The 25196-nt window shown below is 68.5% G+C and carries 27 protein-coding genes, 1 pseudogene and 1 riboswitch; of the genes and pseudogenes, 15 read left to right on the top strand and 13 right to left on the bottom strand.

Features of this window, described 5'->3' with window-relative positions:
- The first annotated feature begins 1 nt into the window (after position 1).
- Genes moaC through OCQ_RS04355 form a run of 3 tightly spaced genes read left to right on the top strand, consistent with a single transcriptional unit; the run spans position 2 to position 1433 of the window.
- Positions 2-532 carry a cyclic pyranopterin monophosphate synthase MoaC gene (moaC, locus tag OCQ_RS04345; protein ID WP_026071397.1) on the top strand — a complete coding sequence of 177 codons (531 nt, stop codon included), beginning with the start codon at positions 2-4 and terminating at the stop codon, positions 530-532.
- Positions 529-1011, top strand: a complete 483-nt coding sequence (locus tag OCQ_RS04350) for a MogA/MoaB family molybdenum cofactor biosynthesis protein (RefSeq protein WP_009951770.1) — start codon at positions 529-531, stop codon at positions 1009-1011. Before moaC ends, OCQ_RS04350 begins: the two co-directional genes overlap by 4 nt.
- Positions 1008-1433 carry a molybdenum cofactor biosynthesis protein MoaE gene (locus OCQ_RS04355; protein WP_008253842.1) on the top strand — a complete coding sequence of 142 codons (426 nt, stop codon included), beginning with the start codon at positions 1008-1010 and terminating at the stop codon, positions 1431-1433. The genes OCQ_RS04350 and OCQ_RS04355 overlap by 4 nt, the downstream gene beginning before the upstream one ends.
- A gap of 100 nt (positions 1434-1533) precedes the next feature.
- Here the strand turns inward: OCQ_RS04355 and OCQ_RS04360 are convergent, their stop codons facing one another.
- The 4 genes from OCQ_RS04360 to OCQ_RS04375 all read right to left on the bottom strand — a co-directional run bounded on the left by OCQ_RS04360 (position 1534) and on the right by OCQ_RS04375 (position 4539).
- Positions 1534-2328, bottom strand: coding sequence for a transglycosylase family protein (locus tag OCQ_RS04360; RefSeq protein ID WP_014383885.1), 795 nt, complete (start codon positions 2326-2328; stop codon positions 1534-1536).
- A gap of 13 nt (positions 2329-2341) precedes the next feature.
- Positions 2342-2525, bottom strand: a riboswitch (cyclic di-AMP (ydaO/yuaA leader).
- Positions 2526-2757: 232 nt separating this feature from the next.
- Positions 2758-3036: a MoaD/ThiS family protein gene (locus OCQ_RS04365; RefSeq protein ID WP_009957587.1), complete on the bottom strand. Its 279-nt coding sequence runs from the start codon at positions 3034-3036 to the stop codon at positions 2758-2760.
- Between the two features lie 4 nt (positions 3037-3040).
- The gene (moaA, locus tag OCQ_RS04370; protein ID WP_041784803.1) at positions 3041-4135 is read right to left on the bottom strand and encodes a GTP 3',8-cyclase MoaA; all 1095 of its coding nucleotides are present in this window, start codon (positions 4133-4135) and stop codon (positions 3041-3043) included.
- Positions 4132-4539 carry a YccF domain-containing protein gene (locus tag OCQ_RS04375; protein ID WP_014383886.1) on the bottom strand — a complete coding sequence of 136 codons (408 nt, stop codon included), beginning with the start codon at positions 4537-4539 and terminating at the stop codon, positions 4132-4134. The genes moaA and OCQ_RS04375 overlap by 4 nt, the downstream gene beginning before the upstream one ends.
- A 165-nt stretch (positions 4540-4704) precedes the next feature.
- Here OCQ_RS04375 and OCQ_RS04380 point away from each other — a divergent pair, with 165 nt between their 5' ends.
- The 3 genes from OCQ_RS04380 to OCQ_RS04390 all read left to right on the top strand — a co-directional run bounded on the left by OCQ_RS04380 (position 4705) and on the right by OCQ_RS04390 (position 8182).
- A complete protein-coding gene (locus OCQ_RS04380; protein WP_008253852.1) occupies positions 4705-5112 on the top strand; it encodes a cold-shock protein in 408 nt (135 codons plus the stop codon).
- Positions 5113-5209: 97 nt separating this feature from the next.
- On the top strand, positions 5210-7162 hold the full coding sequence (locus OCQ_RS04385) for an acyl-CoA dehydrogenase family protein (RefSeq protein WP_014383887.1): 1953 nt from the start codon (positions 5210-5212) through the stop codon (positions 7160-7162).
- A gap of 15 nt (positions 7163-7177) precedes the next feature.
- Complete coding sequence (locus tag OCQ_RS04390; RefSeq protein ID WP_041785382.1) at positions 7178-8182, top strand: glutathione S-transferase family protein; 1005 nt, start codon at positions 7178-7180, stop codon at positions 8180-8182.
- A gap of 78 nt (positions 8183-8260) precedes the next feature.
- Here the strand turns inward: OCQ_RS04390 and OCQ_RS04395 are convergent, their stop codons facing one another.
- The 3 genes from OCQ_RS04395 to OCQ_RS04405 all read right to left on the bottom strand — a co-directional run bounded on the left by OCQ_RS04395 (position 8261) and on the right by OCQ_RS04405 (position 11536).
- A complete protein-coding gene (locus OCQ_RS04395) occupies positions 8261-9196 on the bottom strand; it encodes a hypothetical protein (RefSeq protein ID WP_014383889.1) in 936 nt (311 codons plus the stop codon).
- A 193-nt stretch (positions 9197-9389) separates the two neighbouring features.
- Positions 9390-9866 carry a DUF2771 domain-containing protein gene (locus tag OCQ_RS04400; RefSeq protein ID WP_373307964.1) on the bottom strand — a complete coding sequence of 159 codons (477 nt, stop codon included), beginning with the start codon at positions 9864-9866 and terminating at the stop codon, positions 9390-9392.
- Between the two features lie 20 nt (positions 9867-9886).
- Positions 9887-11536: an MFS transporter gene (locus OCQ_RS04405; RefSeq protein WP_036428514.1), complete on the bottom strand. Its 1650-nt coding sequence runs from the start codon at positions 11534-11536 to the stop codon at positions 9887-9889.
- Positions 11537-11666: 130 nt separating this feature from the next.
- Between OCQ_RS04405 and OCQ_RS04410 the strand changes: the two are divergent.
- Positions 11667-12449, top strand: a pseudogene (locus OCQ_RS04410) (DUF3027 domain-containing protein); the annotation flags it as partial.
- 185 nt (positions 12450-12634) lie between these two features.
- Here the strand turns inward: OCQ_RS04410 and OCQ_RS04415 are convergent.
- Entirely contained in the window at positions 12635-13090 is a 456-nt protein-coding gene (locus OCQ_RS04415; RefSeq protein ID WP_008253866.1) for an SRPBCC family protein, read from the bottom strand.
- A 23-nt stretch (positions 13091-13113) separates the two neighbouring features.
- A complete protein-coding gene (locus OCQ_RS04420) occupies positions 13114-13389 on the bottom strand; it encodes a DUF2530 domain-containing protein (protein WP_008253869.1) in 276 nt (91 codons plus the stop codon).
- Positions 13390-13539: 150 nt separating this feature from the next.
- Between OCQ_RS04420 and OCQ_RS04425 the strand changes: the two genes are divergently transcribed.
- The 3 genes from OCQ_RS04425 to OCQ_RS04435 are packed head-to-tail and all read left to right on the top strand — an operon-like array spanning position 13540 to position 15102.
- Positions 13540-13971 carry an Rv0880 family HTH-type transcriptional regulator gene (locus tag OCQ_RS04425; RefSeq protein WP_008253872.1) on the top strand — a complete coding sequence of 144 codons (432 nt, stop codon included), beginning with the start codon at positions 13540-13542 and terminating at the stop codon, positions 13969-13971.
- Complete coding sequence (locus tag OCQ_RS04430) at positions 13968-14813, top strand: TrmH family RNA methyltransferase (RefSeq protein WP_008253875.1); 846 nt, start codon at positions 13968-13970, stop codon at positions 14811-14813. Before OCQ_RS04425 ends, OCQ_RS04430 begins: the two co-directional genes overlap by 4 nt.
- Positions 14814-14823: 10 nt before the next feature.
- Entirely contained in the window at positions 14824-15102 is a 279-nt protein-coding gene (locus OCQ_RS04435; RefSeq protein ID WP_008253878.1) for a DUF2537 domain-containing protein, read from the top strand.
- A 51-nt stretch (positions 15103-15153) separates the two neighbouring features.
- On the opposite strand, the gene sepH is transcribed toward OCQ_RS04435, so the two are convergent.
- Both sepH and serC read right to left on the bottom strand, forming a co-directional pair.
- A complete protein-coding gene (sepH, locus tag OCQ_RS04440) occupies positions 15154-15924 on the bottom strand; it encodes a septation protein SepH (RefSeq protein ID WP_014379240.1) in 771 nt (256 codons plus the stop codon).
- 135 nt (positions 15925-16059) lie between these two features.
- Positions 16060-17190, bottom strand: coding sequence for a phosphoserine transaminase (gene serC / locus OCQ_RS04445; RefSeq protein ID WP_085978362.1), 1131 nt, complete (start codon positions 17188-17190; stop codon positions 16060-16062).
- A gap of 247 nt (positions 17191-17437) precedes the next feature.
- On the opposite strand from serC, the gene OCQ_RS04450 reads away from it, so the two are divergent.
- Both OCQ_RS04450 and OCQ_RS04455 read left to right on the top strand, forming a co-directional pair.
- Positions 17438-18463, top strand: a complete 1026-nt coding sequence (locus OCQ_RS04450; RefSeq protein ID WP_026071403.1) for an AurF N-oxygenase family protein — start codon at positions 17438-17440, stop codon at positions 18461-18463.
- 21 nt (positions 18464-18484) lie between these two features.
- Positions 18485-20173, top strand: coding sequence for an FAD-dependent oxidoreductase (locus OCQ_RS04455; protein WP_041784804.1), 1689 nt, complete (start codon positions 18485-18487; stop codon positions 20171-20173).
- A 53-nt stretch (positions 20174-20226) separates the two neighbouring features.
- Here OCQ_RS04455 and OCQ_RS04460 read toward each other — a convergent pair whose 3' ends face one another.
- Both OCQ_RS04460 and OCQ_RS04465 read right to left on the bottom strand, forming a co-directional pair.
- Positions 20227-20685, bottom strand: a complete 459-nt coding sequence (locus OCQ_RS04460; RefSeq protein WP_009957306.1) for a VOC family protein — start codon at positions 20683-20685, stop codon at positions 20227-20229.
- A gap of 134 nt (positions 20686-20819) precedes the next feature.
- Entirely contained in the window at positions 20820-21941 is a 1122-nt protein-coding gene (locus OCQ_RS04465) for a citrate synthase 2 (RefSeq protein WP_008253892.1), read from the bottom strand.
- 117 nt (positions 21942-22058) lie between these two features.
- On the opposite strand from OCQ_RS04465, the gene pdxH reads away from it, so the two are divergent.
- The 3 genes from pdxH (at position 22059) to OCQ_RS04480 (ending at position 25184) form a co-directional block, all read left to right on the top strand.
- Entirely contained in the window at positions 22059-22688 is a 630-nt protein-coding gene (gene pdxH, locus OCQ_RS04470) for a pyridoxamine 5'-phosphate oxidase (RefSeq protein ID WP_041784806.1), read from the top strand.
- 31 nt (positions 22689-22719) lie between these two features.
- Positions 22720-23619 (top strand): amidohydrolase family protein, encoded by a 900-nt coding sequence (locus OCQ_RS04475; protein WP_014383894.1) that lies wholly within the window; start codon positions 22720-22722, stop codon positions 23617-23619.
- Between the two features lie 269 nt (positions 23620-23888).
- Positions 23889-25184 carry a citrate synthase gene (locus tag OCQ_RS04480; RefSeq protein ID WP_008253896.1) on the top strand — a complete coding sequence of 432 codons (1296 nt, stop codon included), beginning with the start codon at positions 23889-23891 and terminating at the stop codon, positions 25182-25184.
- The last annotated feature ends 12 nt before the right edge of the window (positions 25185-25196 follow it).

Genomic DNA, 25196 nt, shown 5'->3' on the forward strand with positions numbered 1-25196 from the left:
CATGGCTAGGGCCTCTGAGGCCTCGAAAGCCTCGGCGACCTGGGCGTCGGGAGAATCCCGCTCGGGTGCGCTGTCACACGTGGACGACCAGGGGGCGGCCCACATGGTCGACGTCAGCGAGAAGGTAGCCACCAAGCGGACCGCCGTCGCCGCGGGCGCCCTGCGCACGTCGGCACACGTGGTGGAGCTGATCTCGACCGGGGGCCTGCCCAAGGGCGACGCGCTTGCCACCGCCCGGGTAGCGGGTATCCAAGCGGCGAAGCGCACCAGCGAGCTCATCCCGCTCTGCCATCAGCTGGCGCTGACCGGGGTCGACATCGACTTCGACGTGGCGGAGTCGGACATCGAGATCACCGCGACGGTGCGCAGCACCGACCGCACGGGGGTGGAGATGGAAGCGCTGAGCGCCGTCAGCGTCGCGGCCCTGACGCTCTACGACATGATCAAAGCGGTCGACCCGGCCGCGCGGATCGATGACATTCGAGTCCTGCGCAAGGAAGGCGGCAAAACCGGAATGTGGACGCGGTCATGAGCACCCGATCGGCCCGCGTCATCATCGCCTCGACCCGGGCGTCGGCCGGACAGTACGAAGACCGATGCGGGCCGATCATCACCGAATGGCTGACCCAGCGGGGCTTTTCGGCCGGGGAGCCGGAGGTGGTCGCCGACGGGTCGCCGGTCGGTGATGCGCTGCGCAACGCGATCGATGACGACGTCGACGTCATCCTCACCTCCGGCGGCACCGGCATCTCACCCAGTGACAGCACCCCGGACCAGACCGTGGCCGTCATCGATTACCTCATCCCCGGCTTGGCAGAGGCGATCCGCCAGTCGGGCCTGCCCAAGGTGCCGACGTCGGTGTTGTCCCGCAGCGTGTGCGGGGTGGCCGGACGGACCCTGATCGTCAACCTGCCGGGTTCACCCGGTGGGGTGCGCGACGGGCTCGGGGTGCTCGCCGACGTGCTCGACCACGCGCTCGATCAACTCGCCGGTAAAGACCATCAGCGATGACGCTGGTCGTGCGCGCAGCCATGACCGAGCAGCCGATTCTTCTGGCTGAGCACGAAGAGCTGGTGGGCCATCAGTCGGCGGGGGCCATCGTCGGGTTCGTCGGCATGATCCGCGACCACGACGTGGGGCGCCGGGTGGTGCGGCTGGAGTACTCGGCGCACCCCTCGGCCGCCCAGGTCATGGCCGACGTGGTGGCCGATGTGGCGGCGCAGTCCAGCGGTGTCCGCGCCGTCGCCGCCAGCCACCGCGTCGGTGTGCTGCACATCGGAGAGGCGGCATTGGTCGCGGCCGTCGCCGCCGACCATCGCCAGGCGGCGTTCACCACCTGTGCGCGACTCGTCGACACCATCAAGGCGCGGCTACCGGTGTGGAAGCACCAGTTCTTCGCCGACGGCACCGAGGAGTGGGTGGGCTCGGCCTGATGCCGTGGCCAGCTGAGTCCGGGAGTTGGTGCGCCGTGCCCAACACGCCCCGAACAGGAGGGTTTTCGGGGCGTGCGGGGAATCTGGTGGCGCTAGAGCCTCAGGCGTTGGGCGACGGCTGCGCCAGGGCGTCCAGCGCGTCGTTCCCCTGAACATCCTGTGCCCGAATCGCTTCCCACAGCTGCTGGGTGTAGCTGGCGTCGGAGGCGACCTCCGGCATGCCGACCGGGACGAAACCGTGGAAGTCCGCGTCCGCTACGGGTACGGGCGGCATCGCGTCGGCGGGCGGGGCGGGGGGCAGATCGGCCGGGGGAGCGGCGTCCGCGGGGGGAGCGGGCGGCAGCTCCTCAGGGGGCGCCGGCAGGTCTGCGGGCGGAGCCTCCGGCGGTGCCGGACGGTCGAAGGAGGCCAGCTGTACTGGAGCGGGCGGCGGGGCGTCCTGCGGTGGAGCGTCGGGCGCCGGGGCGCCGTTGACGCCGGGCGCATCCAGCGGGGCGTCCAGGCCGGCCGGGGCGGGCACTTCGCGCGGGCTGGGACCCGACAGCGGGCCGCCGCAGACGGGCCACGCGCCGCGACCCTGGGTCGCCAGCACCCGCTCGGCGACGGCGATCTGCTGTTCCTTGGTCGCAAGCTCGGCCGACGGGGCGTATTGGCCGCCACCGTGCGAGGACCACGTGCTGGCGCTGAATTGCACCCCGCCGTGGTAGCCGTTGCCGGTATTGATGGCCCAGTTGCCGCCGGACTCGCAACGGGCTACCTGGTCCCATTCGCCGTCGGTGGCCGCGGCCGCCTGGCCGGCTAGGGCGATACTGCCGCCACCGAGCACTGCGCCGGTAAAGGCGATCTTGGCGACGTTGACACTGGATGCGGTGGGCTTACGGTGACGTCCGCTCATGCGCGCCGATGTATTCCTCTCTCGTCACGCGCCTGCGAGGTCAGCTGTCGGGTTCGGGTTGGAGAGGCCACCCGGCCGGCGCGGCCGTCGAGGACGACGCCGGCTTCACCCCTAGGGGCCGCGAACGGCCCCAGTCCGATCACGGTGGACCGGTGGGTCCCCCGTCTCCATCCATGAGTTGGTGGCCCCCGCCTATTGGATGGAGCTCGGCGCGATAGGGAGGGGAGGTCCGCCAATCGGGATGGCTGGCGAGCCTTCGGAGACCGTAACGGTTTCTGTTGGTCTCGTCACGTGTCGCGAAACCTGGCGTTTCGCTCTCGGTCATCTGCGAAAACCGCAGCAACACACGGTGTTTGCGCAGGTCATTACACTCGAGATTGGAGCGTGACCGCGCCGTTATCGTTCCGTTATGTGAGATGTTTCACAGTTTCAGCCGCCGGAAAATGGCGGCAAGACATCGATCGTGTCACCGGATCGCAACGCGGTGGTCTCGTCGCGCACGGCGACCCCGTCGCAAAGGTACGAGCATCGGCTCAAGACGGTGGCAAGGCGTGATCCGCGCGCGGCCAGCCGCTCGACCAGCTCGCCGACCGTGGTGCCGGGGCGCACCACCAGCGTCTCGGCTTCGACGCCCGCGGCCGCCTGGGCGGCCGCGAAGTAGCGCACCGTCACTCCGATGCCGGTCTCCTGGGCGGGGGACTGCCCCATGGGGCTAGCCACCGATCGCGCTCATCGGGCGGTCGGGCTGGATGAAGTTCGGGTCGTTGATGCCGTGGCCGGCGGGCTTGCCCCACATCGCGGTGCGCCACGCCGCCTCGATCGCCTCGTCGGGTGCGCCGTTGCGCAGCAGCGCCCGAAGGTCCGTCTCTTCCTTGGCGAACAGGCAGCTGCGGATCTGGCCGTCGGCCGTCAACCGGGTGCGGTCACATGTCGAGCAAAACGCGTGCGAGACCGACGCGATGACACCCACCTTGCCGGCCGGCGTGCCGGGGCCCTCGTCGACCAGCCACAGCTCGGCGGGAGCGGATCCCCGCGGCGCCGGGTCCGGTCGCAGCCGGAAATGCGGGCGCAGCGCGGCCAGCACGTCCTCGGCGCTCAACGCCGCGTCGCGCCGCCATTGGTGCCCGGCGTCGAGCGGCATCTGCTCGATGACACGCAACTGGTAGCCGTGCTCGAGGCAGAACCGCAACAGGTCCACCACGTCCTCGCGTCCCGTCGCGGGGTCGAGCACGGCGTTCACCTTCACCGGCGCCAGGCCGGCCTCGTGGGCGGCGGCCAGCCCGGCCAGCACGTCGTCGAGCCGATCACGGCGGGTGATGGCCGCGAAATGCTGTCGATCCACGCTGTCCAGCGAGACGTTGACGCGGTCCAGGCCCGCCCGGGCGAGCCCGGCGGCCCGCCGTGCCAGCCCGACGCCGTTGGTCGTCAGGGAGATCTCGGGGCGGGGCCGTAGCCCGGCCGCCGCGGCGATCACCTCTTCGAGGTGGCGCGCCAGCAACGGCTCACCGCCGGTGAACCGGACGTTGGTGACCCCCAGCCGGGTGACCGCGATGTCCATCAGCCTGGCCAGCTCGCCGGCAGTCAGCAGCTGCTCGCCCGGCAACCAGTCCAGGCCCTCGGCGGGCATGCAGTAGGTGCAGCGCAGGTTGCAGCGATCGGTGAGCGAGATCCGCAGATCCGTGGCGACCCGCCCGTAGGTGTCCACCAATGGGCCCGCGGACGGCGCCGTCCCGGCAACGGCACGCCCGCCGGGCGGGCCGTCAGGGCGGCTCCGCACCGTCGGGAAACCCAACGCCGTCAGGGTCATGCGGCCACCGGCGGCGCGTAATGAACCGGCGAGTCGACGGGAACGATCTCCTTGCCCAGCGGCATCAGCGACACCGGAATCAGTTTGAGATTGGCCAGCGCCAGCGGAATGCCGACGATCGTCAGCGCCATCGTCACCGCACTGATCAGATGACCGATCGCGAGCCAGAGCCCGAACAGCACCACCCAGACGATGTTTCCGATCAAGGCGCCCGACCCCGAGGTCGGCTTGTCGACGATCGTGCGGCCGAACGGCCACAGCGCGTACGAGGCGATGCGCAGCGACGCGAAGCCGAACGGGATGGTGATGATCAGCAGAAAGCTGACGAGCGCCGCGACGAGGTATCCGGCGGCCATCCATAGGCCGCCGAACAGAAGCCAGATGATGTTCAGGATCAGGCGCATATCACCTCCGCGGGTAATACCAAGCGTACCGAGTGACCAATAACGGGGGTGCTCGTTAGGGCCGCATCCGAGTAGGATCAGACTCTTAATACGGCGTCCTGCGCAGGCGGGACGCTTATTGTGTTGCCTATTTCTATTGATCCGTAAGACAAGCAGGTGAGACCAGTGCCGACCGGCAAGGTTAAGTGGTACGACGCTGACAAGGGCTTCGGCTTCCTGTCGCAAGAGGACGGCGAAGACGTCTACGTCCGCTCGTCGGCGCTGCCCGCTGGGGTCGAGGGGCTCAAGGCGGGCCAGCGGGTGGAATTCGGTATCGCTTCGGGACGGCGCGGACCGCAGGCGTTGAGCCTCAAGCTGATTGAGCCGCCGCCCAGCCTGACCAAGGCGCGGCGCGACGCGCCCGCCGAACACAAGCACAACCCCGACGAACTGCACGGCATGGTCGAGGACATGATCACGCTGCTGGAGAGCACCGTGCAGCCCGAGCTGCGCAAGGGTCGCTACCCGGACCGCAAGACCGCGCGCCGGGTGTCCGAGGTCGTCAAGGCCGTGGCGCGGGAGCTCGACGCCTAACGCGCGAAACGCAGCCAATTCGCAGGCGACGGCTCGGTGGCGAGCCGCAGATGGGGTACTCCACACCCCATGACGGTCGTCTAGCAAGGAGGCTGCGATGGCACAGCAAGCGCAGGTCACCGAGGAACAGGCGAGAGCGCTCGCCGAGGAGTCTCGCGAAACAGGTTGGGATAAACCGTCCTTCGCGAAAGAACTATTTCTCGGTCGTTTTCCGCTGGAGCTGATACACCCGTTCCCCACTCCCACGGAAGCCGACGAGACCCGCACCCGCGCGTTTCTCGACAGCGTGCGCGAATTCCTGGAGACCGTCGATGGCAGCGTCATCGAACGCGACGCCCAAATTCCCGACGAGTACGTGAAGGGTTTGGCCGACCTGGGCTGCTTCGGGATGAAGATTCCCACCGAATACGGCGGCCTGGGGATGTCGCAGGTCGCCTACAACCGGGCGCTGATGATGGTGACGAGCGTTCATCCCAGTCTGGGCGCACTGCTGTCGGCCCATCAATCCATCGGGGTGCCCGAGCCGCTCAAACTCGCCGGGACCCCCGAGCAGAAAAAGAAGTTTTTGCCGCGCTGCGCCGCTGGCGCCATATCGGCGTTTTTGCTGACCGAACCCGACGTCGGCTCCGATCCCGCCCGGTTGGCGTCGACGGCGACCCCCATCGACGACGGGCAGGCCTACGAGCTCGACGGCGTGAAGCTGTGGACTACCAACGGCGTGGTCGCCGAACTGCTGGTGATCATGGCGCGGGTGCCGAAGAGCGAAGGGCGCCGCGGCGGCATCAGCGCCTTTGTCGTCGAGGCCGATTCACCCGGAATCACCGTGGAGCGGCGCAACAAGTTCATGGGCCTGCGCGGCATCGAAAACGGCGTGACCCGGCTGCACCGCGTTCGGGTCCCGCGCGAAAACCTGATCGGCTCCGAGGGAGACGGTTTGAAGATCGCGTTGACCACGCTCAACGCCGGACGGTTGTCGATCCCCGCGAGCGCAACGGGCTCGTCGAAGTGGGCGTTGAAGATCGCGCGCGAATGGTCCGGCGAGCGTGTGCAGTGGGGCAAGCCGCTGGCCGAGCACGAAGCGGTGGCCCGCAAGCTCTCGTTCATCGCCGCGACCGTCTATGCGCTCGACGCCGTGCTCGAGCTGTCCGCGCAGATGGCCGACGAAGGGCGCAACGACATCCGGATCGAGGCGGCGTTGGCCAAGCTGTGGTCCAGCGAGATGGCCTGCGTGATCGCCGACGAGGTCATGCAGATCCGGGGCGGGCGGGGCTACGAGACCGCGGAGTCTCTGGCCGCACGCGGCGAACGCGCCGTGCCCGTCGAGCAGGCGTTGCGGGACCTGCGGATCAACCGCATCTTCGAGGGGTCCAGCGAGATCATGAGGTTGCTCATCGCGCGCGAGGCGGTCGACGCGCACCTTGCCGCGGCCGGCGACCTCGCCAAGCCCGACACGGGGTTGCGGCAGAAGGCCGCCGCGGCGGTCGGTGCGAGCGGATTCTATGCAAAGTGGTTGCCGCAGTTGGTGTTCGGTGAAGGACAGCGGCCGCGGGCCTACCACGAGTTCGGTCCGCTGGCGGCGCACCTGCGGTTCATCGAACGCTCCAGCCGCAAGCTCGCACGAAACACCTTCTATGGCATGGCGCGCTGGCAGGCCAAGCTGGAGCAGCGGCAGGGGTTCCTCGGGCGCGTCGTCGACATCGGTGCCGAGCTGTTCGCGATGTCCGCGGCGTGCGTGCACGCGGAGTCGCAACGCGCCGCCGATCCGGTGGTGGGGCAACAGGCCTACGAGCTGGCCGAGGCGTTCTGCGCCCAGGCGACCCTGCGGGTGGAGGCGCTGTTTCGCGGGTTGTGGGACAACACTGACGCAAGCGATGTGCAGCTGACGCGCAACCTGCTGCAGGGCCGGTACGGCTGGCTCGAGGCCGGCATCATCGATCAGTCCGAGGGCACCGGGCCGTGGATCGCCCACTGGGAAGAGGGTGAGTCGACCGAGGCCAATCTGGCCCGGCGGTTCTCATCCGGCGACCGTTCGGCAACGAGCCGGCGTTGAGCCACGATGGAACACATGGCTTCCTACATCGCCCAAGAAGGCGAGTTCAATCGCGACACCGACTACATCACCACCCGCATCACCGCCGATGGCCGTGACGGCTACCCGGTCGAGCCCGACCGGTACCGGCTCGTCGTGGCGCGCGCGTGCCCGTGGGCCAACCGCGCCATCATCGTCCGCCGGTTGTTGGGCCTCGAAGGCGTTCTCTCCATTGGCTTTTGCGGCCCGACGCACGACGAGCGCAGTTGGACGTTCGATCTCGATCCCGGTGGTGTGGACCCGGTCTTGAAGATCCCGCGGCTGCAGGACGCCTACTTCAAGCGGTTCCCCGATTACCCCAAGGGCATCACGGTTCCCGCGATCGTCGATGTGCCGAGTGGGGCGGTGGTCACCAACGACTTCGCGCAGATGACGTTGGACCTGTCGACGGAGTGGTCGGCCTTTCATCGCGACGGCGCGCCCGAGCTCTACCCGGAGCGGCTGCGCGCGGAGATCGACGAGGTCAACAAGCGGGTCTACACCGAAATCAACAACGGCGTATACCGGTGCGGCTTCGCCGGCTCGCAGGAGGCCTACGAGTCCGCCTACGACCGGCTGTTCGCCGCGCTGGATTGGGTGAGCGATCGGCTGGGCGGCCAGCGCTATCTGGTGGGCGACACCATCACCGAGGCCGACGTGCGGTTGTTCACCACGTTGGCCCGCTTCGACCCGGTGTATCACGGGCATTTCAAGTGCAATCGCAGCAAATTGAGCGAGATGCCGGTGCTGTGGGCTTACGCGCGCGACCTGTTCCAGACGCCGGGTTTCGGGGACACCGTCGACTTCGTCCAGATCAAGCAGCACTACTACATCGTCCACGCCGACATCAACCCCACCCGCATCGTGCCCAAGGGTCCCGACCTGTCCGGGTGGCTATCGCCGCACGGGCGAGAGAGCTTGGGCGGCAAGCCCTTCGGGGAGGGGACGCCCCCGGGTCCGCCCGTCGAAGGCGAACGGGTACCGCCCGGCCACGGTGCGTGACCCACCCTACCGCCGAACGTGGCCCACCCTCTACCGCCGAGCGTGGCCCACCCCCTACCACCGAACGTGGCCCACCCGCTACCGCCGAACGTGGAGTTGTGGCGGGAAATCGCGGCGTTTTGGCCCAACAAGTCCACGCTCGGCGGCTGAGACCGGGCAACCCGCCGCGACCAAAGCGCCGCGGGCGCGCTCCACGACGACGTACGGCCGGTACCGCAGCATCTCGGCGCTCACCTGGATGATTGACCAGCCCTGGGCTTCGAGTTCTGCCAGGCGATCGATGTCTCGGGCCCGCTGCGCCGGGTCGGTCCAGTGATGCGCGCCTTCGAATTCCACACCGGCCTTCCATTCCTCCCAGCCCATATCGATGCGCGCCAGCACCGCGCCCCATTCGTTGAGCACTTCGATCTGGGTTTGTGGCCGCGGCAATCCGCTGCCGGCGAGTAGTAACCGGGTCCTCGTCTCGTACGGCGATTCAGCGCCCCCGTCGACCATGGTCAGAGCAGTTCGCAACTGCACCAGGCCGCGGGCGCCACGATGGCGGTCGGCCAGCAGTTCGACGTCGGCTGGCTTCAAGTCTGTTGCATGCATGAGGGCATCGAGCCGAATCACCGCTGTGGTCAAGCCCTTTCGCCTACCAAGGTCGAACGCCGTGCGCGCCGGCGTGGTCAGGCGCATCCCGTCGCGCGTGCATATTTCGTCGTCGTCCAAGGTGTCGCTGTGCACGATGATGCCCCGTGCTTTGTCGCGGCCGGCACGGTTGAGCTCGGCCGGCAGCCAGTCGTCGATCCACTTGGTGCGGTGTAGCGCCGCCGCGGATAGCCCCGCCAGCGTTGCGGTCCTTCCAGACCACAGCCAGGCGGCGACCGCTCGGGTCACCGGCGTCAACAGTTGTCCACGGCGGATGTAGACGTTGCGATGAACCATCTCGAATTCGGTTCGCAATCGGTGCCGAGTAATAACTCCAGCGGCCAGTGCGTCGGTGCCTCGAAATGGCCAGTCCGGGATTTCCATGGGGACACGGTGCCGGTCGGCACCGACACGTCTGGTCGAACGTGGGGTTGTGGCGGGAATTTGCGGCGTGTCGTCGCAACAAGTCGACGCTGGGCGCGGAGGGTGGCGACGCTGGGCGCGGAGGGTAACGACGCTGGGCGCGGAGGGTGTCGAACGTGGGCGCGGAGGGCGGCGAACGTTGGACGGAAAAGACCTAGAAGACGAGCCGCACAGACCATTCCGCGTGCGGGACATCGCGGAGTTCGCCGGCCGGGTCCACCGCCAAAGTCAGTAACTGCACGACGATCCCGGCGAGGCGACCGCGATGCGGGTCCACCGGCGGAATGGTCACGGCGAGTCGGGTGCCCGGCCGAAAGATGGTGCTGGTGCTGTTCGTTGGATCCTCATACACCTGCACAAGGCGCCACGGCGCCCGATAGATGGCATCGGGCACCGAGAGCTGAATCGGATACCGCTCGCTGACCTGTAGCTCGCCCTGCGTCTGCGGCGTCGCACAGTCTTCGAGGTTGAGCACGTTGCAATAGAGGTAGGGCCCCACCCGGGTCAGGTGTCCATGTGAGTACGCACTGATCTCCGGGCGTTGCGGACCGGAGCGGCCCACCAGCAGCCAGGTGCCGACCCCGACGCCCACACAAAGCAGGGCCATCAGGCAGGCCAGCAACACGGACATGCCGCGGTTGATTCGGGGTTTCACTCGGCGACCACCGCCGGGCTGCCGACACGGCGACGCGCGCCCTCCTGCTCGACCATGATGGGCCTATTACCTCCCAGGCCGGGAATCAGCGAGTTGCCGCGGAAGCTGACGAGCGTCTGCGCCAGGCCCAGGATGAGCAGCGCAGTGACCGCGGTGAAACCGACCCACAGTTCGGTGTACACCAACACACCCACGGCGCCGCCGAGGACCCAGGCCAACTGCAGCGTCGACTCCGAGCGCCCGAACCCCGATGCCCGGGATTCCTCGGGCAGATCGTTCTGCAACGAGGCGTCCAGGGACGCCTTTGCGATCGCGCTGGCCCCCGACGTCACCAGCGTGGCGATCGCGGCCAGCACCAGGTTGCCGCCCACCGAGGCCGCCAATGCGACCGCGCTCACCGCCAGCGTGCAGCGCACCACCAGCACGGCGGGCCGGCCCAGTTTCAGGCGCGCGCTGGTGAAGTTGCCGACGAAGTTGCCGATGCCGGCCGCTGCGCCGATCACCCCGAGTATGGCGACCTGCGCCCACCCGCTAGCGTCATGCGCCTTGGCGACGAATGCCGGATACAAGAACAGAAACCCCACCATGACCTTGATGGTGCAGTTACCCCACAGCGAAGTAATGATGTTGCGGCCCAACGGTTGCCGAAGTGCCCCGCTGACCTCCCTGTGCCAGCTTCGGCGCAGGGGTTCGCTGTCGTGGCGGTAGCTCAAGGTGGCGGGCACCTCCCCGGCGGTCACCTCGACCCAGCGCGGAATCCGCATGGACAGCGACGCCCCGGCGACGGTGACGGCCACGACGACGAACAATGCGCCGGGCAGCTTGAACAGGTGGGTACAGACGAATTCGACGCCCCCGGCGATGGCGCCCCCGGCGATGGTGCCGCCCAGTAGACCGAACATGGTCAGCCGCGAGTTGACCCGCACCAGGTCGATGGTCGGCGGCATCACCCTGGGCGTCACCGCGCTGCGCAGCACGCTGAACGACTTCGAGAACACCATCATGGCCAGCGCGCACGGGTACAGCACCATCGACGGGTAGCTCCCGCTGGCGCCGTCGTAGTTCAGGATCAGCACCAGCGCCAACGCCGTGCGCAGGGCGAACGACGCGGCGAGCGCGACGCGGCGGCCGTGCTGCAGCCGGTCCAGCGCCGGACCGATGAGGGGCGCGATCACCGCGAACGGCGCGATGGTGATCAGCAGATACAGCGCGACGCGGCCCTTGCTCTCCCCGGTCGCCGCGGCGAAGAACAACGTGTTGGCCAGCGCGACGGCCATCGCGGCGTCGACCGCGAAGTTGGCCACCGTGGGCCACGTCAGCGCCGTCAGGCCGGACTTGTCGGCGCCGTCGGCCGTCGCCGCGCGCTGCACCATCCAATACATCCGCGAACCCATCTCGCGGCTGCGCAGCGCCGCGGCGCGGGTGACGGTGATCCGCTCGCCCGAAGACGGCCCGCGAGGGGGCGCGCTGCTGCCACGGTCCGGCTCCGTCTGCTGGCCCAGCGGGGGCAGATAGCGGTTGGCGCTCGGCATCGGCGGCGGGCGGCGCGTTCGGCGCTGCGCACCGTCGCCGGCGGGGTAGTTGGCCGCGCCCGGATGTTGTGCGGCCACGCCATTAGGGGCCCGGCGGCCTGGCTTGGAGGCCACCCGGCCCGGATCGTGTTGCCGCCGCCCAGACACTCCCCGATTCTCCCCTATGCCGGCGACATGCGTCTGCAGGTAACGGGGCGTGGCTCGTCAACCTAGTATTGGAACCGCAATGCAGACAGAAGACAACGTGACCAGACCCACCGAAGGATCCTCCGTGGCGACCGTGGACGAGTGGCCCGAAGGGCTGGCGGCGGTGCTCACGGGCGCGGCCGACCAGGCCAGGGCGGCTGTTGCGGAGTTCAGCGGACCGGAGATGGTCGGCGACTACCTGGGCGTCGGCTACGAAGACCCCAACACCGCCACCCACCGGTTCCTGGCGCACCTACCCGGCTACCAGGGGTGGCAGTGGGCCGTGGTCGTGGCCGCCTATCCCGGCGCCGATCACGCCACCGTCAGCGAGGTGGTGCTGGTCCCGGGGCCGACGGCTTTGCTGGCGCCGGAATGGGTGCCGTGGGAACACCGGGTGCGCCCCGGGGACCTCAGTCCCGGGGATTTGTTGGCGCCCGCCGCCGACGATCCCCGCCTGGTTCCCGGCTACACCGCCAGCGGCGACCCGCAGGTCGACGAGACCGCCGCCGAGATCGGGCTGGGCCGTCGCTGGGTGATGAGCGGCGAGGGCCGCGCGGCAGCGGCCGAACGCTGGCACACCGGCGATTACGGCCCCGACTCGCCGATGGCACGATCCACCAAGCGCGTTTGCCGCGACTGCGGCTTCTTCCTGCCGCTATCGGGATCCCTCGGCGCGATGTTCGGCGTGTGCGGCAACGAGCTGTCGGCCGACGGGCACATCGTCGACAAGCAGTATGGCTGCGGTGCGCACTCGGACACCCCGGCGCCCGCGGGCACCGGGTCCCCCGCGTACGAGCCCTACGACGATGGCCTGCTGGACGTCACCCAGGCGCCGGTCGAGCCGACCGCGCCGTCCGAGCCGACGGAAGAGACGACCGAGACCACGGAGGAGGCGGCCGAGCCGACGCAGGAGACGTCGGAAGCCCAGCCGGAGTCGGTGATCCGAGCGCCGGAGGCGCAGTCCGAGACCGAGACTGCCGAATCCGAGCAGCAGTCCGCACCCGAGCCCCAGAGCGAGTCGCTGGACTAGCCCTTTTCTGCGGCGGCCTTGATGCGCGCCAGCGAGGCGTTCATGCCGTCGAGCAATTCGTGTTCGAAGTTGTCGGTGCCGCCGAAGAGCGCTTTGACCGACAGGTTCGAAAACGCGGTGACACCGTTTTCGGCGTGGCGGCTCTCGATCACCCGGGTGCCCTCGCCGGCCGGTTCGAGCTCATAGCTCCAGATTGTGTTGTTGGTGTCGACGCGGAACGCGAGTTTGCGGTCCGGGACGATCTCGACCACCGTGCAGGTGGTCGGCCAGAACATCCGGTTGCGGCGGTTGAGGTTCAGGGTGCGCGTGCCCTGACGCAGCGGGCCGAACGGCTTCATCCAGCGGCACTGCGGACTCCACTCCGGCATTCGCCGAAGGTCGGAAATCAATTCCCACACTTTGGCAACCGGTGCGTTGATGTCGACGTGCGCTTGCAATAGCGGGGCTACCATCGCTCCTCCAATGGGTCAGCGAATCATTTTTCGTCGAGGTAGTTTTCGAGTCCGGCCTGGGCGCCGCGGGCGCCGCGGCGTGCCGCCGCGAGTTGGAGCAGGAAAATGGTCGTACCGAGCAGCCCCACGCCCAGACCGGCCAGCGTCACCGGGCGCCAGCTCGTCAGGGCGGGCACCAGGAACGCCGCGGCCGCCGCGGCGACCCAACCCAGCGCCCCGAGCGCGATGAACGCCCACGCGTGCACCAGTACCGCCGGCAGCGGCGGCGGTGCGCGGTGGTGATCAGGTTCGGCGGACATCGCGAATAACATAGCCCGCCGCCGGTCCCCGCCGGGCGCTCACCTACTTGCCGAAACTAAGCGCTTCGATGAAATTCCGCGGCATTTGGCGGAACGAATCAAGAGCCGGTTGGTGTCCCGGTTTCTCAGGCTTGCGTGTAACCTCGCGCCATGCCTGACAGCGATGCGCGGCTCGCCAGCGACCTGTCACTGGCTGTCATGCGGCTGGCCCGCCAGCTGCGGTTCCGCAACCCGTCGTCGCCGGTGTCACTGTCGCAGCTGTCGGCGCTGGCGATGCTGGCCAACGAAGGTCCGATGACGCCGGGCGCCCTGGCGATTCGCGAACGGGTTCGGCCGCCGTCGATGACGCGGGTGATCGCGTCGCTGGCCGAGATGGGTTTGGTGGACCGCGTGCCGCATCCCGTCGACGGCCGGCAGGTGCTCGTCTCGGTGTCCGAATCCGGGGCCGAGTTGGTCAAGGCCAATCGTCGCGCCCGTCAGGAATGGCTGGCCAAGCGGCTGTCGACGCTGGACACCGAGCAGCGCGACATCCTGCGCAGCGCCGCCGATTTGATGTTGGCGCTGGTCGACGAAAGCCCGTGAGCGCCGATGCCGGCAACGTCCAGGACGTCGAGGATCCCGATGACCCGAGGCTCGACGACTTCCGGGACCTGAACAGTGTCGATCGCCGTCCCGACCTGCCGTCGGGCAAGGGGCTGGTGATCGCCGAAGGCGTGCTGGTGGTTCAGCGCATGCTCGCGTCCCGGTTCCACCCGCATGCCCTGCTCGGCACCGACCGCCGGCTCACCGAGCTCAAAGACGACCTCGCCGGCAGCGCCGTCCCCTTCTACCGGACGTCCGCCGACGTCATGGCGCGCGTGGTCGGCTTCCACCTCAATCGCGGCGTGCTGGCGGCCGCCCGGCGGGTGGGGGAGCCCAGCGTGGCCGAGGTGATCGCCGGCGCCCGCACCGTCGCCGTGCTCGAAGGGGTCAACGATCACGAGAACCTGGGCTCGATTTTCCGCAACGCGGCCGGGCTCGGCGTCGACGCCGTGGTATTCGGCAGTGGGTGCGCCGACCCGTTGTACCGCCGCGCCGTCCGGGTGTCGATGGGACACGCGCTGCTGGTGCCGTATGCGCGCGCAACCTGTTGGCCGGCCGAGCTGATGACGTTGAAGGAGAACGGGTTTCGGCTGCTGGCTATGACCCCGCACGAGTCGGCGTGCCCGCTGGCCGAGGCGATCACGGCCGCGCGGGGCGAACGCGTCGCGGTGCTGGTGGGCGCCGAGGGACCCGGGCTGACGCCGGCCACCTTGCGGTGCAGCGATGTGCGGGTGCGCGTTCCGATGTCGCGCGGAACCGACTCGCTCAACGTCGCGACCGCGGCTGCACTGGCGTTCTACGAGCGCTCGGTGACGAGAGGCGGCGATGAACGGTCAGGCTAGGCTTCGGCTGATGAAGGACGAGTCCGTGCCCTGGGCAACGGGTTTGACGGTGGCCGCGTTCGTCGCGGCGGTCACCGCCGCGGCGATCGTCGTGCTCACTCTGGGCTTGGTTCGCGTGCACCTGCTGCTGGCCGTCGGGCTCAACATCGTGGCCGCGGGGGGACTGGCGCCGACCCTGTGGGGGTGGCGGCGCACCCCGGTCCTGCGCTGGTTCGTGCTCGGCGCCGGAGTCGGCGTGACGGGAGCGTGGGTCGCGCTTCTCGCCCTGGCGGCCGCGGGCCGCGCCTAGTGGTGATCGCGAGCGCGGCGCAGCCGGGCGAAGCGGGTCGCGCCTAGCGGGCTAGCGCTGCCCTCCCGAGCGCACGCCGAGCAGCACGTCCTCCCACGCCGGGATGACCGGCTTGCCCCGGCGGGTGTGCACGGGTTTTTCTTCCGGCTCCGGGGCCGGCTCCTGCGTGACGGGCGGCTTCGCGGGCTCTTCGAAGTCGACGTGGGCCACCCGCGCCACCGGCCGCAGCGGACGCTCGAAGGTCGGGTCGATCAACGCGCTGGCCGCGTCGTCGATGGCGGTGACGGTCCCGCCGTGGGCGCCGGGCGTGAAGCAGAAATGCGCGAGGTTGTCCGAACGGCCGACCTTCCACGCGAGCTGGACCGTCCACCGGTTGTCTTCGTTGCGCCAGGCGTCCCAGCTGAGTTTGTCGTGATCGAGGCCCCGCGTCACCAAGGCGGTGCTGACGGTCTCCAGCAGGGTCAGCACGGCGGGACCGTCGGCCAGCATGGGATGGGCGGCGGTTGCCAGCTCCGCGGCCCGGAACCGTTCCAACAGCACCGGGTGGGCAAAGCGGCGGATCCGCGACACGTCCGACCCCGACGCCGCGGCGACCTGCTCGACGGACGCGCCGGCGCGGATCTTGGCCTGAATTTCTTTGGGGCTGAGCATGTTGGTGACTTCGATCTCGAGCTGCGGCTGCTCGGGGTGCTGGGCCGCATCGCGCAGAACGGCCCGCAGGCGGTCGTCGGCCGCCAGCTTGAACTGCTCCGCGGGATCATCGCTCTCGCAGATGACATATTTGCTGTCGGCATCGAGCCCAACCACTTTGAGTTCCCGCATGGCTATCTCCTCGCAGGCTCCGTGCAGATCAGCGACGGACCCGTCACGGCGCACTTTAGTCCAGCAACCGCCCATCATCTGTGCTGACACGCTGGGCGGCGGCGCGCCGATTACCGGCTGTTCAAGGGCGCGCGACTAGAGCCGCTCAACGACCCAGTCGACGCACTCGGTGAGGGCGCTGACGTCGTCGGGATCCACGGCCGGGAACATCCCGACCCGCAGCTGGTTGCGGCCGAGCTTGCGGTAGGGCTCGGTGTCGACGATGCCGTTTGCCCGCAGGACCTTCGCCACGGCCGCGGCGTCGACGTCGTCGGCGAAGTCGATGGTGCCCACCACCTGCGAGCGCAGCTTCGGGTCGCTGACGAACGGGGTGGTGTAGGGCCGCTCCTGTGCCCACGAGTACAGCCGTCCCGAGGAGTCCGCCGTGCGCTTGACGGCCCAGTCCAGCCCGCCGTTGCCCAGCATCCAGTCGACCTGCTCGGCCATCAGCGCCAGGGTGCCGACCGCGGGGGTGTTGTAGGTCTGGTCCTTCAGGCTGTTCTCCACCGCGATGGGCAGCGACAGGAAGTCGGGCACCCAGCGGCCCGAAGCGGCGACGGACTCGACGCGGGCCAGCGCGGCGGGGCTCATGACGGCCAGCCACAGCCCGCCGTCGCTGGCGAAGTTCTTCTGCGGCGAAAAGTAGTAGGCGTCGGTCTCGGCGATGTCGACGGGCAGGCCGCCGGCCCCGGACGTCGCGTCGATGACGACCAGCGCGTCACCGGAGTCGGTGGGTCGGCGCACGGGCACCGCGACCCCGGTCGAGGTCTCGTTGTGGGCCCACGCGATCACGTCCACCGACGGATCGCTCTGGGGTTCGGGGGCGCTGCCCGAATCCGACTTGATGACGACGGGGTCGCCGACGAAGGGGTTCTTGGCCACCGCGGAGGCGAACTTCGAGCTGAATTCCCCATAGGACAAGTGCAGCGAGCGCTTGTCGATCAGGCCGAACGCCGCGGCGTCCCAGAACGCCGTCGCCCCCCCGTTGCCCAGAATGACCTCGTAGCCGTCCGGCACCGAGAACAGCTGAGCGAGCCCCGACCGCAGTCGGCCCACCAGATTCTTGACCGGCGCCTGCCGGTGCGAGGTCCCGAACAGCGGCGCCGCCGTCGTGGTCAGCGCCTGCAGTTGCTCGGGCCGGACCTTGGACGGGCCGCACCCGAAGCGGCCGTCGCGGGGCTTGATGGCGTCGGGAATTTGAAGGGAATCTGCGAGCTGGTCAGCCATGCTCATCAGGGTAGTGAGCCACCCTGGCGGGCCGTTGCGGCGGGCCGACCGTCGGACCGGGCCGTCAACGCAAAACGCCTGCTCGGGGGGCCTCCGACGTTTCCTCCGTTGTGATCCAGGGCATACGAATTCGATGACCACTGGTCAGGTCACAGTGCCTCGGACGGGTCTAGGAAATATCCGGTACCTCCGGTACTGTCTGGACATAGCACGTCCAAATGTAAACCTCATTGAGGAGGCCTAGGTTATGGCTAGGACGCGATTGGTCCGGCGTTGGCGCCGCAACATGGAAGTGCGCGACGACGCTGACTACGTCAACATGCTTGCCACACTGTCCGAGGGGTCGGTGCGGCGCAACTTCAACCCGTACACCGACATCGATTGGGACTCACCGGAATTCGCTGTCACCGAGAACGACCCTCGGTGGATCCTGCCGGAGACCGACCCGCTGGGCCGTCATCCCTGGTACCTGGCGCAGTCCGACGAGCGCAAGATCAAGATCGGGATGTGGCGACAGGCCAACGTGGCCAAGGTGGGACTGCACTTCGAATCCATCCTGATCCGCGGCCTGATGAACTACACGTTCTGGGTGCCCAACGGCTCGCCCGAATACCGGTACTGCCTGCACGAGTCGGTCGAAGAATGCAACCACACCATGATGTTCCAGGAGATGGTGAACCGGATAGGCGCCGACGTCCCGGGCATGCCGCGGATGCTCAAGTGGCTGTCGCCGTTGGTTCCGCTGGTGGCGGGGCCGCTGCCGGTAGCGTTCTTCATCGGCGTGCTCGCCGGCGAGGAGCCCATCGACCACACACAGAAAAATGTGCTGCGCGAAGGCAAGTCCCTGCACCCGATCATGGAACGGGTGATGGCGATCCACGTCGCCGAGGAAGCGCGCCACATCTCGTTCGCCCACGAGTTCCTGCGCAAGCGGGTGCCGGAATTGACCAAGAGGCAGCGGTTCTGGACCGCGTTGTACCTGCCGCTGACCATGAAGGTGCTCTGCCGCGCGATTGTGGTGCCGCCCAAGGCTTTCTGGCAGGAGTTCGACATCCCGCGCGAGGTCAAGAAGGAACTGTTCTTCCGGTCGCCGGAATCGCGTAAGTGGCTCAGCGACATGTTCGGCGACGTGCGAATGCTGGCCTATGACACCGGCCTGATGGAGACGCGCTCGGCGCGGCTGATGTGGCGGTTGTGCAAGATCAACGGCAAGCCGTCGCGCTACCGCAGCGAGCCGCAGCGCCAGCACCTGGCCTCGGTCCCGGCCGCGTAACGAGTCCGGTCTGTAGGTTTCATGCCGCACGTTATTACCCAGTCGTGCTGCAACGACGGGTCCTGTGTTTTCGCGTGTCCGGTGAATTGCATTCACCCCACGCCGGACGAGCCCGGCTTCGCCACCTCGGAGATGCTCTACATCGATCCGGCGGCCTGCGTGGACTGCGGCGCCTGCGTGAGCGCGTGCCCGGTCGGGGCCATCGCGCCCGACACCCGGTTGGACACCAACCAGCTGCCCTTCGTCGAAATCAACGCGTCGTTCTACCCGAAACGGCCCGAGGGTGAGAAGCTTCCGCCGACGTCGAAGCTGGCGCCGGTCATCCCGGCCGCCGAAGTGCGGGCCCGCCGCCGGCCGCTGACCGTGGCCATCGTCGGATCGGGTCCGGCGGCGATGTATGCCGCCGACGAGCTACTCACCCAGCACGGCGTGCGCGTCAACGTCTTTGAGAAGTTGCCCACCCCGTACGGGTTGGTGCGGGCCGGGGTGGCGCCCGATCACCAGAACACCAAGCGGGTCACCCGCCTCTTCGAGCGGGTCGCCGGCCACGAGCGCTTCCGCTTCTATCTCAACGTCGAGATCGGCGAACACCTCAGCCACGACGACCTGCTGGCTCACCACCACGCCGTGCTGTACGCCGTGGGTGCGCCCGACGACCGTCGCCTGGACATCGAGGGCATGGGTTTGGCCGGCACCGGGACCGCGACCGAATTGGTGGCCTGGATCAACGGTCATCCCGACTTCGCCGACCTGCCAGTCGATCTCGGCCACGAGCGGGTGGTAATCATCGGCAACGGGAACGTCGCCCTCGACGTCGCCCGGGTGCTCACCGCGGACCCCGACGACCTGGCCCGCACCGACATCGCCGACCACGCCTTGGCGGCGCTGCGCGGCTCGGCGGTGCGTGAGGTGGTGATCGCCGCCCGGCGCGGCCCGGCCCAGTCGGCGTTCACGTTGCCCGAGCTGATCGGGCTCACGGGCAGCTCCGAGGTCGTCCTCAGCGCGGCCGACCACGAACTGGTCGCGGCCGACCTGGCGACGGCGTCGGATCCCTTGACGAAAAACAAGCTGGAAATCCTGAGCACGCTCGGCGACGATTCGGCGCCGGCGGCACGCCCGCGGATCAGGCTGGCATACCGGCTCACCCCGACCCGTGTGCTGGGGGAGCAGCGTGTCTCCGGTCTGGAGTTCTCGGTCACCGGCACCGATGAGGCGCGCCGCCTGAACACGGGCCTGGTGCTGACGTCGATCGGCTACCGCGGCAAGCAGATTCGTGGGCTTCCCTATGACGAATCGTCGGCCGTGGTGCCCAACGACGGCGGGCGCGTCGTCGATCCCGCCTCGCGCGCACCCGTGCCCGGCGCGTACGTCGCGGGCTGGATCAAGCGGGGACCGAGCGGGTTCATCGGGACCAACAAGTCGTGCTCGTTTGAGACCGTGCAGGCCCTGGTGGCCGATTTCAACGCCGGCAAGCTGACCGAACCGGCGGCCAAGCCCGAGGCGCTGGCCGCCCTGGTGCGCTCCCGTCGGCCCGAGGCCGTCGACGCCGCGGGATGGCGTGCCATCGACGCCGCCGAAATCGCGCGCGGCAGCGGTGACGGCCGGCCCCGCAACAAGTTCACCGACGTCGCCGCGATGCTCGCGGCCGCCGCGACCGCCGAGCCGGCCCCGCCACCGCGACGCCGGCTCTTGGACCGGCTGCTCGGTTAATGCCGATGGCGGCGACCCGCCGCGCCCGGCCGCGGCCGCGCTTGCGATCGCCGCTAGCCGGCGCCCTGCCCGGACATCGCCGCGGTGATCTCTTCCATGCTGACCTCGCGGACCGGCTGCCCCAGCGACCAGTGGTGGCCGAACGGGTCGGCGACCACGCCGTAGCGGTCGCCCCAGAACTGGTCCTCCAACGGGGCCACCACGGTGGCACCGGCGTCCAGCGCCCGCTGGAAGCTGGCGTCGACGTCGGTGACGGTGAGGTGGATCGTCACCGGGGTGCCTCCCAGCGAGGTCGGTGTCATCGACTTGCCGCCACACACCTCCGGGAAGTCGTCGTTGAGCATCACCGTGAAGCCGTTGATGCGCAGCGCGGCGTGCACCAGTTTGCCGTCCGGGCGCGGCACGCGCCCGATCTCCTCGGCCCCAAAAGCGTTGACGTAGAAGTCGATTGCCGCGGCGGCATCGTCGACCACGAGGTGGGGGGACAGTGCGGGTTCGATGTTGATCGCCATCCTGATTCTCCTTGCTGTCGGTTCCGTCGCCTGCCCACCGCGGACAGGCTCACGACGTATGACTGCGTCGGCGACGCAAAGTCATCGCGCGACAGCAACCATTAGATCGCCGGGCACCGACAACCAGGAAGGCCTCAGGCGTTGGTGAGGCTGCGGTCCCAACCCTCGACGGATTCCGGGCTGCGCGGGGCAGGGCCCACGTAGATGGCCGACGGCCGGACCAGCTTGCCCAGCCGCTTCTGCTCGAGGATGTGGGCGCACCACCCGGCGGTGCGTCCGCAGGTGAACATCGCCGGCATCATGTTGGCCGGCACCCGGGCGAAGTCCAGGATGACCGCAGCCCAGAACTCGACGTTGGTCTCGATGGCCCGGTCCGGGCGCCGCTCCCGCAGCTCGGCCAGCGCGGCCTGCTCCAGCGCCACGGCAACCTCGTGGCGCGGTGCGCCCAGCCGCTCGGCGGTGGCGCGCAGCACCCGCGCCCGCGGATCCTCGGCGCGGTACACCCGGTGCCCGAATCCCATCAGCTTGTCGCCGCTGTCCAAGATCTTCTTCACCAGGCCGCGCGCGTCGCCGGTGCGCTCGACCTCTTCGATCATCGGCAGCACCCGCGCCGGCGCGCCCCCGTGCAGGGGACCGCTCATCGCGCCGATCGCCCCGGACAGCGCCGCCGCCACGTCGGCGCCGGTGGAGGCGATCACGCGCGCGGTGAACGTCGAGGCGTTCATCCCGTGCTCGGCGGCCGAAACCCAGTAGGCGTCAATCGCTTCGACGTGGCGCGGGTCCGGCTCGCCCTGCCAGCGCGTCATGAAACGGGCAGTGACCGTTTCGCATTCGTCGATCACCCGCTGGGGCACCGCGGGCTGATAGATGCCGCGCGCGGACTGGGCAACGTAGGACAGCGCCATGACGGACGCCCGGGCCAGCTGGTTGCGGGCGGTGGCGTCATCGGTGTCCAGCAGCGGCTTGTACCCCCAGATCGGGGCGAGCATCGCCAGGCCGGCCTGCACGTCGACGCGCACGTCGCCGGTGTGGATGGGCAGCGGGAACGGCTCGGCGGGCGGCAGCCCGTGGCCGAACTTTCCGTCGACCAGCAACGCCCACACGTCGCCGAAAGTGACCTGCTGACCCACCAGGTCTTCGATATCGACACCGCGGTAGCGCAGCGCGCCGCCGTCTTTATCCGGCTCGGCGATTTCGGTGGTGAAGGCGACCACGCCTTCGAGGCCGGGGACAAAGTCTTCGGGGACCACAGTCATGCCGAAAATTCTCGCACCCCCCGCTCGGGCCGACGCTACCGGCCGGTAGCAAGCGCCGGTAGCGTTGACGCGATGGCACGACGGGACCCCGAGCCAGGAAAAGAGCACCTGCAAAGAATGCGTGTGGAATACGGATCGGCGGAGAAGGACGGCAGTCCCGATCTCGACGCGGACTGGCTCGGCGATGGTTGGGTTTCGTTGTTGCGCAAATGGATCGACGACGCCGAGCGATCGGGTGTCGCCGAGCCCAACGCGATGGTGCTGGCCACCGTCACCGCCGACGGGCGGCCGGCGAGCCGATCGGTGCTGTGCAAGGGCGTCGACGAGACCGGGATCACCTTTTTCACCAACTATGACTCGGCCAAGGGCGGCGATCTGGCCGCGACGCCGTACGCCGCGGTCACGTTTCCCTGGTACCAGCTCGGCCGCCAGGTCCACGTCCGCGGCCCGGTGAGCAAGGTCACTGCGGAGGCGACCCAGGAGTACTGGTCGAAACGACCGCGCGGATCACAGCTGGGCGCCTGGGCCTCGCATCAGTCGCAACCGATCGCGTCGCGGGCGGCCCTGCTGGGCCAGCTGGAGGAGGTGACCGCGCGCTTCGCCGACCGCGAGCAGGTTCCGGTGCCGCCGGGCTGGGGCGGCTATCTCATCGCGCCCGAGGTGGTCGAGTTCTGGCAGGGACGGGAAAACCGGTTGCATAACCGCATCCGGGTCAGCGGCGGTCGCATCGAGCGCCTCCAGCCGTAGCGTGCCCGCGCGGCGGCTAACTTGGCTGGCGATGGACGAAACGGAGTCGGTACGTCGGATCTGGACGGCGCTCGGGCTGCCCGGCATCGTCGACGTGCACACGCACTTCATGCCCAAATCCGTGATGGACAAGGTGTGGCGGTACTTCGATGACGCCGGCCCGCTGGTGGGACGGCATTGGCCGATCGCCTACCGCAGCGACGAACAACAGCGACTGCGAACCCTCCGCGGCTTTGGGGTCCGGGCGTTCACGGCGCTGATCTATCCGCACAAGCCGCACATGGCGGCCTGGTTGAACCAGTGGGGCCGATCGTTCGCGGCGACGACGCCCGACTGCCTGCACACCGCGACGCTGTACCCCGAACCCGGCGTCGAGGACTACGTCGGTCAGGCCATCGCGTCCGGCGCCCGCGTATTCAAGGCCCACATTCAGGTCGGCCGCTACAGCCCCACCGACCCGTTGCTCGACGGCGCCTGGGGCGTCATCGAAGACGCCGCGATCCCCGTGATCATCCACTGCGGCTCGGGTCCCGTCCCCGGCGAACACACCGGCGTCGGGCCCGTCGCGGCACTGCTCGCGCGCCATCCGCACCTGCGGTTGATCATCGCCCACCTGGGCATGCCCGAGTACACGGATTTCCTCGACCTGGCCGAGCGCTACGACGACGTGCGGCTCGACACCACGATGGCGTTCACCCCGTTCGTCGAGGAGGCCATGCCCTTCCCGCCCGCCGAGTACGGACGCCTCCGTGATCTCGCCGACCGCATACTTTTCGGGAGCGACTTTCCCAACATCCCGTACGGCTACGTCGACGCGGTCGAGGTCCTCACCCGGCTGCCCGGCATCGACGATGTGTGGCTGCGAAAGGTGTTACACGACAACGCCGCTCACGCCTTCGGGTTGGCCGGGCCGATGTCCACGGCGGGGTGATGGGCGCCGCTTTCCGGGACAATGGCGGTGCGCCGTACCTGTTGTGGCCCGCGCCACGGCAGATCCGCGCGGCACGCGTCGCCGACCGCCGGGCGCGCAGCGGCGAAAGACACGAGCTGCCGGGATCGTCACCGCGCTACCTGATGAAAGCTTAAGGAAGGTTCCCAGACCCGACCCCGGACGGGCGCCTCGTCGCGATAACGACTACCTTCAGCTGTAAGCACCAAGTCAGGGGCAGCCATATCAGCCGGAAGCACGAAGGGGTTCTCGTGGCCGACACCGACGACACCGCCACTCTGAAGTACCCGGGCGGTGAGACCGACCTGGAGATCGTCAGCGCCACCGAAGGCGCCGACGGCATCGCGCTGGGCTCGCTGTTGTCCAAGACCGGCTACACCACGTTCGACAACGGCTTCGTCAACACCGCGTCGTGCAAGAGCTCCATCACCTACATCGACGGCGACGCCGGAATCCTGCGTTACCGCGGCTACCCGATCGAGCAACTGGCCGAGAAGTCGACCTTCATCGAGGTGAGCTACCTCCTGATCTACGGTGAGCTGCCCAGCAAGGAGCAGCTGGCCGAGTTCACCAAGCGGATTCAGCTGCACACCATGCTGCACGAGGACCTGAAGCGGTTCTTCGACGGATTTCCGCGCAACGCCCACCCGATGCCGGTGCTGTCCAGCGCGGTCAACGCGCTCTCGGCGTACTACCCGGATTCCCTCGACCCGACCGACAACGAGCAGGTCGAGTTGTCCACCATCCGGCTGTTGGCCAAGCTGCCGACCATCGCCGCCTACGCGTACAAGAAGTCGGTCGGTCAGCCGTTCCTCTACCCGGACAACTCGCTGACCCTGGTGGAGAACTTCCTGCGCATGACGTTCGGCCTACCGGCCGAGCCGTACCAGGCGGACCCCGAGATCATCCGGGCGCTGGACATGCTGCTCATCCTGCACGCCGACCACGAACAGAACTGCTCGACGTCGACGGTGCGGCTGGTCGGGTCGTCGCAGGCGAACCTGTTCACCTCCGTTTCCGGTGGGATCAACGCGCTGTGGGGCCCGCTGCACGGCGGCGCCAACCAGGCGGTCCTCGAGATGCTCGAGCAGATTCGCGAAAGCGACGACAACGTCAGTGAATTCGTCCGCAAGGTGAAGAACCGCGAGGCCGGCGTCAAGCTGATGGGCTTCGGCCACCGCGTCTACAAGAACTACGACCCGCGGGCCCGCATCGTCAAGGAGCAGGCGGACAAGATCCTGGCCAAGCTCGGCGGCGACGACGACCTGCTCAGCATCGCCAAGGAGCTCGAAGAGGCGGCGCTGACCGACGACTACTTCGTCGAACGCAAGCTGTACCCCAACGTCGACTTCTACACCGGCCTGATCTACCGCGCCCTCGGGTTCCCGACCCGGATGTTCACCGTGCTGTTCGCGCTGGGCCGGATGCCCGGCTGGATCGCGCACTGGCGTGAGATGCACGACGAGGGCGACAGCAAGATCGGCCGTCCGCGCCAGATCTACACCGGCTACACCGAGCGCGACTACGCGACGATCGACGCGCGCTAGTTTCCTGCCGAG

Origin of the sequence: Mycobacterium paraintracellulare, from assembly GCF_000276825.1 — a bacterium.
Taxonomy (GTDB): domain Bacteria; phylum Actinomycetota; class Actinomycetes; order Mycobacteriales; family Mycobacteriaceae; genus Mycobacterium; species Mycobacterium intracellulare.